This window comes from uncultured Roseibium sp., from assembly GCF_947499295.1.
Taxonomy (GTDB): Bacteria; Pseudomonadota; Alphaproteobacteria; order Rhizobiales; family Stappiaceae; genus Roseibium.
The window spans coordinates 25566-36172 of the sequence record NZ_CANMNP010000027.1 but is presented as its reverse complement, the minus strand read 5'-3'; the positions used below and the strand labels follow the sequence as shown (position 1 = coordinate 36172).

The window sequence follows — 10607 nt, the reverse complement described above, 5'->3', positions numbered from 1 at the left end:
TGGTCATTCTTATTCACTTCACGCTAAAGCGGGCTCGTCTGAAGACGAGGGGTTTCCTCCAAGGCGTGGATACTAAAATGAGCGGGCTTGCGATCCTTTTTGCGAATGGCAAACTGATCTCCAACATATTTCTCCTCAAATGCGCCCTTAAAGATGCAAGGAAGTGTGTTGAAAACTTGAATCGCGCGCGGAGTTACTCTCAAAGTTTGAGCTGGCCTGTACCTGGCGCAATGAGCCACATTTTCCTTTTTCCGCTTGCTGCCCTAGCTTCTGCAGGTGAACGGCCTGATAGGAGGGGCATATGAAACGGATTGCGGTTCTGGTGTTTGCCTGGTGTTTTCTCACGGCGGCGCCTGCCGTATCTGAAGAACTCGACCTCGAACTCGTGCTTCTGGCCGACGCGACCGGCTCGATTGACGACGCTGAGATCCTTTTCCAAAGGCAAGGTTATGCCGAAGCGATCACGGATCCGTCAGTACTGAGCGCCATTGCCAGCAATGCTTACGGCAAGATCGTTGTCACCTATGTTGAATGGGCCGACATGTTTTCGCAGGACGTTGTTGTCGACTGGACGGTCATAGACGGCAAGGCATCTGCGGAAGACTTTGCGGCAAGGCTTTTGGAGCCACCGCGCCGCGCGTTCGGACGGAACGCGATTGGCGCAGCTCTGCTCAAAGGCAAGGAATTGATCGACACCAACGCCTATACCGGGCTGCGACGCGTCATCGATCTGTCCGCCGACAGTGCCAACAACTGGAACGGCCCGACCATTCACGAGGCCAGAGAAACTGTCGTTTCATCAGGGATCGTGATCAACGGCCTCGCCGTTCTGTGCCGTCATTGTTCCGGGCGCCCGGTGGCTTACGACCTTGAGGAAAGGTTCCATCAGGACATCATCGGCGGTCCTGCAGCTTTCGTGGTGACGGCCGACAGCGCTGCAACTTTTGCAGATGCCGTGCGCAAGAAACTGATTCTCGAAATTGCTGCACGCCCGGAAGACGCTGACAAGATCCTGCAGCGTTTCGCGCAAGCCCAATAAGAATGCTCTCTCGCCGATCTATGGCCAGCGCCCCGCAAGCCTGACCTCGGGCAAATTCACAGTTGCCACACACGAGTGTCATCGGGTTATGATTTGAGCCTGCGGTGCCATCGAGCCTAAATACCGCCGTGGGCTTTGGGAGAGAGTGCATTCATGGCCACCGGTCTTTTGATGCTGGCAATGTTTACGGTGAGTTACACTTTGCTGGCAAAAACGCTTTCCAAAAGCATATTGACAGCGCCGATGCTGTTTATCGGCTTTGGATTTTTAATGTCTCAAACGGGAATGTTTCCCTTTCAGGACGCAGAGCACCTGCTGCATATCGTGGCCGAACTTGCGTTGATCATCCTGCTGTTCCTGGACGCGGCCCAAATCAACCTTCAGGCAATTCGGAAACGCCACCAATGGCCACTGCGCATGCTGCTTATCGGCCTCCCGTTGGCAGTGGTTCTGGGCACGGCTTCCGCAGCGCCGTTCTTTTCCGCTGAACCCTTGATCGTCGCGGCCCTGGCCGCAGCTCTCCTCGCACCAACCGATGCCGCTCTTGGGCAAGCCGTCGTCACCAACAAGGCCGTTCCTGAGCGGGTGCGCAGAGCGCTTACGCTGGAAAGCGGACTGAACGACGGTCTGGCATTACCCGTAATACTGCTCTTTGCCAGCCTCGCAGGTGAAATGATGCAGCCCACCGCAACGAACTGGCTGGTCTTCGGCGCAAAACAGGTTGTACTGGGGCCGCTTGTCGGAGGTGTTGTTGGCGCGGTCGGCGGCATTTTGTTCCTGGCGGCGAAACAGCGCAAGATGACGACAGCGACTATTGAAGGTATTGGCGCTATCGCCATGGCAGGTGGCGCCTATCTGGCCGCCGGTCTTGTCGACGGCAATGGCTTTATCTCAGCATTTGTTGCCGGCCTCTTCTTCGGCAATGTCATCAAGGGCCAGTGCGCATTCATTTACGAATTCACTGAAAGCGAAGGCCAGATGCTGGCCTGGGGCGCTTTTTTCCTGATTGGACTTGCCCTCGTTCCAACTGCAATTTCCCATCTTGACGGTGGAAGCCTGGCAATCATCCTGATCAGCCTCTTTGTTGTGCGCCCGCTTGCCGTTTGGCTGTCGCTCAGTGGCACGGACGCTTCGCCTCTGACAAAACTTTTCTTTGGCTGGTTCGGCCCGCGTGGCCTGGCGACAGCTCTGTTTGCCCTGCTCGTCGTTGATCAGATCGATCATGAAATCGGTGAGCAGCTGCTCAACCTTGCCGTCAACGCCGTCTGGATCAGTGCTGTGCTTCACGGCGTGACGGCGGTACCGTTTGCCAAGTGGTACGGTGCACGCATGTCAAAACAAGATGAAGCTGCGGAGATGGTCAGTGTTCCATCGATGCGGCCGGAAACACAGCCAGACTGATGGCGCACATTTTCAATAAGCCAAGGCAATAGAGCCGGTAGCCGGGGGAAAAAATGAAGAAGACAGTGGTAGCAAATCTGAGCGAACTGGCAGACCGGGACCCTCAATATGCGCTTGTCGCAAACGTTGATCTGGTTGTCGTCCGGTTCGACGACGATGTCTCTGTTTTCTATGGGCGCTGCCTCCATCGTGGTGCTCTGATGTCGGATGGATATGTCGACGGCGACAATCTGATTTGCGGGCTGCACTACTGGGATTACCGGCTCGATAGCGGCGTCTCCGAATACAACAACTCCGAAGTTCTTCCGAAGTTTTCCAGCTGGATCGAGGACGACAAAGTTGTTGTCGATGAAGGCGAGATTACCGCATGGGCAAAAGAGCATCCGCAACCCTTCAACCGCGACCAGTATCTCGGCCTTTATGCCGACACCAGCCACGGCACGGAAGAAGAACCCTACAATGGCCTCATCCAGCAATACGCCCGTGACGCCCTCACCAAAACCGGCCATCACGGGCGGGTCGACGCAATGGGCGTACCGAGAACGCAGTTGCCCGACTGGGACGACATTCAAATTCTGACTGCTCAGCTGCACCGCCCGCCTCTTCTGGACGATGATCCGGTCGGAACGGATGTGGTGATCGGACCCAATGCCCAAAAACCGCTGCGCCTAAAGATACCGCTCTTCGTTTCGGACATGAGTTATGGCGCATTGTCCGAACCGGCAAAGGTCGCATTGGCGCGCGGCGCCGAACTTGCAGGCACCGGCATCTGCTCAGGTGAAGGCGGCATGTTGCCTGAAGAACAGGAAGCGAATTCGCGATATTTCTATGAGTTGGCTTCAGCACGTTTCGGCTTCGAGTGGGACAAACTCAACAAGGTGCAAGCCTTCCATTTCAAGGGTGGCCAAGGTGCCAAGACCGGCACGGGCGGCCATTTGCCCGGTTCAAAAGTGAAGGGCAAGATCGCAGAGGTTCGCGGATTGAATGAAGGAGAGGACGCGATCTCTCCTCCGCGTTTCCCCGACTGGACGGAAGTTTCGCAGATTAAGGAATTTGCCGACGAAGTTCGCAGCCGCACCGGCGGCATACCGATCGGTTACAAGCTGTCGGCCCAGCACATCGAGAAGGACATTGATGCCGCGCTGGAAGTTGGCGTTGACTACATCATTCTGGACGGCCGGGGTGGTGGAACGGGCGCGGCCCCGATCATTTTCCGGGACAACATCTCGGTGCCGACTATTCCGGCCCTTGCCCGCGCCCGGCGGCATCTGGACAGGCTCGGACGGCGCGATGTGACCCTTGTGATCACAGGCGGCCTTCGCAAACCGGCTGACTTCCTTAAGGCACTGGCCCTCGGCGCAGATGCCGTTGCCATTTCCAACTCGGCCATGCAGGCGATCGGTTGCATTGCAATGCGTGCCTGTCACACCAACAATTGTCCTGTTGGGATCGCGACGCAAAAACCTCATTTGGTCAATCGCCTGCAAATCGAGAAGTCAGCCCGACAGCTGACCAATTTCTTTGATGCCTCTGTGGAGCTGATGCAGGTGATGGCGCGCGCCTGCGGCTATTCCCACCTCAACCAGTTTTGTGAGGAGGATCTGACAACCTGGAAACGGGAAATTGCGGATCTTTCCGGTGTAGCCTTTGGCGGCGTTGCCTAACACGGACCGACTTCTAGGGAGACCAGCAAATGGACGCTCAAAATCTCGACTGGATCAAAGTCGCACATGTCGATGATCTGCCGGAAGGCCGGGTCAAGACCGTCACCGCAAGAACCACTTCCATCTGCTTGTCGCATTTCGACGGCCAATGGGCTGCGATGGACAATCATTGCCCGCATCAGCGCGGCCCCCTCGGGGAGGGCTCGATTGAAAAGGGCACCGACGGCAAATGCTGGATCCGGTGCCCGTGGCACGGATGGGATTTCGACCCGCTGACCGGAGCCCCTCCCGGCGGCCACGAAGACTCAGGCCAGAAGGTTTACCCGCTCAGGATCGAGAACGGCGAGATTTTTGTCGGGATAGAAGCTGAACCGGAGCACGAGCGGACAGTCACCGACGTGATGGCTGAGACCATGGTGAATTGGGGCGTCAAACGTGTCTTTGGCATGGTTGGCCACTCCAACCTCGGGCTTGCAGATGCCATTCGCCTCCAGGTCAACAGGGGCAAACTTGGCTATGTCGGTATCCGGCACGAAGGCGCAGCGGCATTCGCAGCGTCTGCCTATGGCAAGTTGACAGGCATGCCGGCGGGCTGTCTGACAATTGCTGGGCCGGGCGCGACAAATCTTTTGACAGGTCTTTGGGATGCGAAGGTGGACCGGGCACCGGTTCTGGCCCTGACCGGCCAGGTCCAGACGCAGGTCTTCGGACCGGGCGCATTTCAGGACATTGATCTTAAATCGGCCTTCGACGCTGTATCGCGGTTCTCGCAACCCGTCCTCAGCACCTCCAACCATGCAGAGCTCATGTCACTGGCGCTCAAGACGGCAATCGTTGAGCGGGATGTCTCAAACCTGATCTTTCCAGACGACGTCCAGACGATCCCGAGCGAGAAAGACGCCGGATCTCCTGACGGACGAATTGGCGGCTCGGAGGTGACACCGTCGTCAGATGACCTGGCCAAAGCCATGGAAATGATCAACGGCGCAAAGCGCCCTGCGATCGTGCTTGGTTATGGCGCCAAGGATGTCAGAGACAAGGTAATTGCGCTCGCCGAGAAAATCGGCGCACCGGTGATGACGACATTCAAGGGCAAGGGATTGATCCCGGATACGCACCCGCTTGCCGCCGGCGTTCTTGGCCGATCCGGAACACCGATTGCAAGCTGGTTCATGAACGAGGCGGACCTGATTGTTTCTCTTGGATCTTCTTTTGCTAACCACACCGGTATTGCACCCTACAAGCCGATCATTCAGGTCGACTTTGAACGCATGCAACTCGGAAAATTCCATCCTGTCACCTTGCCGGTCTGGGGAGAGATCGGGACTTTCTGTGAAGCAGTCCTTCCACAGGTGGCAAAGAGACCGGACGCCGCCAATCAGGTTTCCGAACTCGTGGAACGCTGGCAGATCTGGCGTGAGGAAAAGGAGCGCCGGCTTACTGAAGAGCGCGGCCAGGGCATTCACTCGGCAGCAATCTTCAAGGTCTTGAGTGAAGTGTGCCCGGAAGACGCGATCATTCCCGTCGATGTCGGAAACAACACCTATTCCTTCGGCCGCTATTTTGAACCGCGCGGTCAGCGTATTTTGATGTCCGGCTATCTCGGTTCAATCGGCTTTGGCCTGCCCGCAGCCATTGGCGCCTGGTGCGCCACCCAGGACTTCGAACAGTATCGGGGCCGCAAGGTCATCTCGATCTCCGGAGACGGCGGCTTCGGTCAATACGCGATGGAATTCACCACCGCCGTAAAATACGGGATGAACATCACGCATATCCTTCTGAACAACTCCGAGCTCGGCAAGATCTCGAAGGAACAGCGTTCCGGTGAATGGCCTGTCTGGGAAACCAACCTCACCAATCCGTCCTTCGCGGCCTTTGCGCGCCTTTGCGGTGGACAAGGTCACAGAGTAACCGACAGCACCGATCTGAAGAGTGCCATTGCCGAGGCAATCGCGCACAATGGCCCGTCTCTGGTGGAAATCATCACCGACGCCGATCTGGTTTGAGGAGGTCATAACTTTGTCATCCGTGCTTGCGCTGAGACAAAACCGGATGCCGACTGCCAACGGTCTTTACCGGTGCAAACGACAAACGGCTGGTGTTTACTGGACACCGGCCGCTTGACCGGTGTGACAAGACGCAAAGTTGAAAAAGCTGGAGCCGCAAATTGCAAACAGCAGAATTATTGATCGAAATAGGCCGGTACTACCTGATGGCAGGTGGTGTTGTTGCGATCCTGTTCCTGGTAATCGGTATTGACCGGATAGAGCCGTCCTCGCGCGGGTCCTACGCTTTCCGGCCTCTGCTCATTCCGGGTATCTGCCTGATCTGGCCTCTGGTTCTCTATCGTTGGTTCGTGCTTGAAAAGCACGGGGAGGCGAGGCGATGAAACGTGCCCACCGTACAGCTCATGCCAGGATCTGGACAATTCTTGGCATCTTGCTTCCTCTCGTTTTCTTCACGATTCTCGCCTTGCGGCAAACACCTCCGGTTGACCGTCCGGCCGTCTTGATCGAAGCCCCAGAAAGCGGCTCCGGGGAGGCCGCGCAATGAGTGTTCAATATACGCCCGTCATCTGGAACCGGAACAAGATCTTCTATGATGCAGTGCTGCTGATTGCAGTTGCTCTTTATCTCTACATCTTCATTCGTGTCGGCCCGATGTTTGAAGATGTTACCAAGCCGATTGATGGCGCTATTTTGAGGATGCGCGCCTTCGGAAGCTGCGCGTTTTTAATGCTGACGGTGATCTTGTGCATCGGACCTCTCGCTCGTCTCGACCGCCGGTTCCTGCCATTGCTCTATAATCGCCGCCACTTCGGTGTCATGACCGCTGGCATTGCCGCCGTCCACGCGAACTATGTGCTGACATGGTACTTCAATTTTTCGCCGACGGACCGCTATGTCGCCTTGCTGAACTCCAACACCAACTATGGGCAGCTGCTCGGCTTCCCTTTCGAAGCCCTTGGCATTGCGGCCTTGATAATCCTGTTTGTCCTGGCAGCAACCAGCCATGACTTCTGGCTGAGTTTTCTGGGAGCACCAATCTGGAAAGCGCTGCATATGTCCATCTATGCCGCTTATACCTTCGTTGTGCTTCATGTTGCCCTAGGAGCTCTGCAAGGCCCGGCAGACCCGATCTTCACCAGTGTTGTGGCAGCCAGCGTTGTTCTTGTCTGCGGCCTGCATTTTGCGACCGGACGCATGGAAGCTCGAAGGGAACGCGGTGAGGCAACGGCGAAGGCCTCGCTCCAGGAGGCCGGATGGGTCGTTGCCGGAGAGCTGGAAGAGATCGACGACGATTGCGCAAAGGTCGTCACCCTCACTGAGGACGAGCGCGTCGCAATCTTCAAATATGATGGCAAGCTGTCGGCGATCACCAACGCCTGTGCACACCAGAACGGCCCGCTCGGCGAAGGCAAGGTACTTTGGGGATGCATTACCTGCCCCTGGCACGGCTACCAGTACAATCTCGCCGACGGACGTGCGCCCGAACCTTTCACAGAGAAGATTTCGACCTACCGGCTCAAACTGATCGGATCGACCGTTCTGCTCGACCCCAATCCTCAACCACCGGGCACCTATGTCGAGCCCGTTGAGATAGGAGAAGCGGCATGACCTGGAGACAGACCAAAGACGCGCCGTTTTTTGTCGGCTATCTGAACGCGGTCCCCAAAACTCTTGTAATGTTCCTGGGGGTTTTCTCCGTCTGCTTCGTTGCGGGTCTCGGTCTCGCCGCACTGGCTCTTTCCTCCACGCAAAACGACCCTGGTGCCGGTGGCTTCCAGTGGGGAAACCGATTTGAAACCGCGGGCATATTGGAATTGAGGCCATACCCGGTGTTTCGGGTGCCGGCCAATGAAGAAGCGCCCGCAAGAACCTACATGTTGGCCGGTCAAGGCAAGCGGGGCGTCTTCAATCAGGCTGAAACCCATAAGGGGACTACCGTTTCAATACGCGGTGTTCCGGTAAATCGGGGCGACCTGACAATGGTTCAGGTCGGTCGCGTTGAGGCCGTTGAAGGTGAAACCGCAGAATTTTCACCCAGCGAGGCGGTTCCACTTGGCCGCTGGAAACTCGCTGGCGAGATCTGTGACGGCAAGTGCTACGCCGGCGCTATGCGGCCAGGCCGGGGCCTTGCTCACAAGGCATGTGCCGATCTTTGCCTGACTGGGGGTATTCCGCCGGTTTTCGTTTCGTCCGGCTCCGTCGAAAACCGCAACTTTTTCATGATGGCCGACCAGGACGGCAATCTTCTTGGTGACGAAATCAAGTCGCTGCTCGCGCTCTATATCGAGATTGAGGGCGAAGTCGAAAGACTGGATGATCTGATGGTCTTCAAAGTGGATCTGGCAACCGCAAGGATCTTGAAATGAGCGAGACACCTCAAAAGCCAGCCTGGCAGACGATCCTGGTGTCTCTCGTTCTGACCGGAGCACTTGCGGCAACCGCTTACTATGTCTGGATCTATGCCAATTCGAGCGTGCGCATGCTTGAGCTGACAAAGGGAACCTTGCTTACGGACATGCGCTTTTTCATCGGCCTGTTGGCGGTGTTTCTCGTGCTTACGTTTCTTGACCGGATTATTGGGTTTGTTCTGTCAAAATTTGGCAATAGGCACTGATCCGAGACGTGGCATCAGTCCGAGAGAACGACATCCAGGAGAAACTGATTGAACGCCTTCGTCTGCTCCAGATGCGGAGCATGTCCGGCATCCTTGAACTGGTGCAAACGAAGATCGGGCACATTGTCCTCATGCCATTGGCGGACCCCGCAACCGTAAAGCTGGCTTCGCGCGCCTGAAGCAAGATGAAGGGGAAGCGGGAAGGACTTTAGCAATGGCCTGAAATCCTGCGCTGTCAGCGACACCCACATTTGCCGCAGCAAGCTTGGGTCCTCATGCGCAATTTCCGTGGCAACCCTTTTGACCAACTCCGGATCAATCGGCAGGCCAGCTGCAAATAAGCGCCGCGCAATCCGGCCCGGAAGCTTGGACCAATCGGCAACAATCCCCTCGATCACGTGCGCGTTTTGAGAAGCGTCCAGACCATTCAGCGTACCATTTGACCAGGCTGCGTCATTAAGGACTTTCGGCGTCATGTCGATGGCAACGACCGAAGAAAATCGGTCCGGGCCATGGCGCTCTATCAAGGAATAAGCCACCAGCGCGCCCATCGACCAGCCGCACAGCACAATATCACTGAGATCTTCGGCAAGCAGGTACTCGTAAAGCGCATCGGCAGACGCTTCGATACTCAGTGAGGAATAGCTCCCGGTTCTACCGTGACCGGGAAGATCCGGGACAATGCAGCGGGCGTGAATTTTCAAGGCAAGTGACTGAGCTTCAAAGAACTGCCCGGGACAAGACCATCCATGCACCAGTACCAGTGGCCGGCCGTTTCCCTCATCCCGGATATAAAGCGAATTGGTGCTCACGCACGCCCTGCCCTCAATCGCCCGACGATCCCCGACGGGAAGAAATACACCGACAAAACAAACAACACGCCCAGCCAGAGCAGCCAGCGTTCCGGTGCAACCAGCGTCGAGAGAAATGGCACCGCGCTGGTGGCTTCCGAAGCGATACCCATCAGATTCTGCAGATAGGTTTGCGCCAGTATGAACAGCGTCGCCCCCAACACTGCACCATAGAGCGTGCCCATGCCTCCTATCACGACCATCAAGAGAATGTCGATCATGATTTCCATTGAGAGGGTTGTAGCAGGACCTGTGTAGCGCAGCCAGACAGCGAGCAGGGAACCCGCCAGTGCCGCCATCACCGCGGAAAGCACGGTTGCTGTGGTTCGATACCAGACGACACGATAACCGATTGCTTCTGCCCTGAAGGCATTGTCACGCACCGCCTTCAGGGTTCGCCCGAAGGGGGAATTGACGATCCTCAGCATGACCAGGAACAGGAATGCGGATGCAAAGAAGACAAGATAGTAGGCGAGCAACTTGCCATTGATCCGAACGTCTAGGACCTTCTCCTCGACGAGCTTGAAAGCGGGCGTGAGCTCCCGTGGGATCTTGTAGTTCAAGCCATCTTCACCACCTGTCAGCCAGGACATTTGCGATACCAGAACGGCAAAGGCACTCGCGACCGCCAACGTTACCATCGCAAAGAATATTGCCTTCACCCGCAATGAGAAGAGGCCGATGGCAAGTGCGAAAACCGCTGCCAGAACAGCGCCGGCTAAAGTTCCCCAGGCAAGTGAGACATAGCTTGGTCCCGTCGCGGAAAGAGCCAGGGCCGTCCCGTAGGCCCCAATCCCGAAAAACATCGTGTGCGCAAAAGACACGATCCCCGCATAGCCGAGCAACAAATCGTAGCTGGCAACCAGCACAATGAAGATGCAGATCCTTGCCGCCGTCTCCAGCGACTTTGTTCCTGGAAAAAGAAATGGAGCAAACGCCAGGCAAACCAGCACGATCAGCAGGATAACCGTCAAAAGGCTACTGCGTGGCGTGTCACCGGAAAGAAGTTTCGTCAACATGCTTTTCGCC

At 56.5% G+C, this 10607-nt stretch carries 11 protein-coding genes; 9 read left to right on the top strand and 2 right to left on the bottom strand.

Features of this window, described 5'->3' with window-relative positions; translation table 11 throughout:
- Positions 1 to 301: 301 nt before the first annotated feature.
- The 9 genes from Q0835_RS27435 to Q0835_RS27395 all read left to right on the top strand — a co-directional run bounded on the left by Q0835_RS27435 (position 302) and on the right by Q0835_RS27395 (position 8727).
- Positions 302 to 1039, top strand: coding sequence for a DUF1194 domain-containing protein (locus Q0835_RS27435; protein WP_298966310.1), 738 nt, complete (start codon positions 302 to 304; stop codon positions 1037 to 1039).
- Positions 1040 to 1192: 153 nt separating this feature from the next.
- Positions 1193 to 2440, top strand: a complete 1248-nt coding sequence (locus Q0835_RS27430; RefSeq protein ID WP_298966307.1) for a cation:proton antiporter — start codon at positions 1193 to 1195, stop codon at positions 2438 to 2440.
- Positions 2441 to 2493: 53 nt separating this feature from the next.
- The gene (locus Q0835_RS27425; protein ID WP_298966305.1) at positions 2494 to 4104 is read left to right on the top strand and encodes a glutamate synthase-related protein; all 1611 of its coding nucleotides are present in this window, start codon (positions 2494 to 2496) and stop codon (positions 4102 to 4104) included.
- A 29-nt stretch (positions 4105 to 4133) separates the two neighbouring features.
- Complete coding sequence (locus Q0835_RS27420; RefSeq protein WP_298966303.1) at positions 4134 to 6110, top strand: thiamine pyrophosphate-dependent enzyme; 1977 nt, start codon at positions 4134 to 4136, stop codon at positions 6108 to 6110.
- Positions 6111 to 6271: 161 nt separating this feature from the next.
- Positions 6272 to 6493 carry a hypothetical protein gene (locus tag Q0835_RS27415; RefSeq protein ID WP_298822350.1) on the top strand — a complete coding sequence of 74 codons (222 nt, stop codon included), beginning with the start codon at positions 6272 to 6274 and terminating at the stop codon, positions 6491 to 6493.
- Positions 6490 to 6657, top strand: a complete 168-nt coding sequence (locus Q0835_RS27410; protein ID WP_298822351.1) for a hypothetical protein — start codon at positions 6490 to 6492, stop codon at positions 6655 to 6657. Before Q0835_RS27415 ends, Q0835_RS27410 begins: the two co-directional genes overlap by 4 nt.
- Positions 6654 to 7721 (top strand): Rieske 2Fe-2S domain-containing protein, encoded by a 1068-nt coding sequence (locus tag Q0835_RS27405; protein ID WP_298966301.1) that lies wholly within the window; start codon positions 6654 to 6656, stop codon positions 7719 to 7721. The genes Q0835_RS27410 and Q0835_RS27405 overlap by 4 nt, the downstream gene beginning before the upstream one ends.
- Positions 7718 to 8479: a hypothetical protein gene (locus tag Q0835_RS27400; RefSeq protein ID WP_298966299.1), complete on the top strand. Its 762-nt coding sequence runs from the start codon at positions 7718 to 7720 to the stop codon at positions 8477 to 8479. The genes Q0835_RS27405 and Q0835_RS27400 overlap by 4 nt, the downstream gene beginning before the upstream one ends.
- Positions 8476 to 8727, top strand: coding sequence for a hypothetical protein (locus Q0835_RS27395; RefSeq protein ID WP_298966297.1), 252 nt, complete (start codon positions 8476 to 8478; stop codon positions 8725 to 8727). Before Q0835_RS27400 ends, Q0835_RS27395 begins: the two co-directional genes overlap by 4 nt.
- Positions 8728 to 8741: 14 nt before the next feature.
- Here Q0835_RS27395 and Q0835_RS27390 read toward each other — a convergent pair whose 3' ends face one another.
- Complete coding sequence (locus Q0835_RS27390) at positions 8742 to 9539, bottom strand: alpha/beta fold hydrolase (RefSeq protein WP_298966295.1); 798 nt, start codon at positions 9537 to 9539, stop codon at positions 8742 to 8744.
- Positions 9536 to 10597: a branched-chain amino acid ABC transporter permease gene (locus Q0835_RS27385; protein ID WP_298966293.1), complete on the bottom strand. Its 1062-nt coding sequence runs from the start codon at positions 10595 to 10597 to the stop codon at positions 9536 to 9538. The genes Q0835_RS27390 and Q0835_RS27385 overlap by 4 nt, the downstream gene beginning before the upstream one ends.
- Positions 10598 to 10607 lie beyond the last annotated feature (10 nt).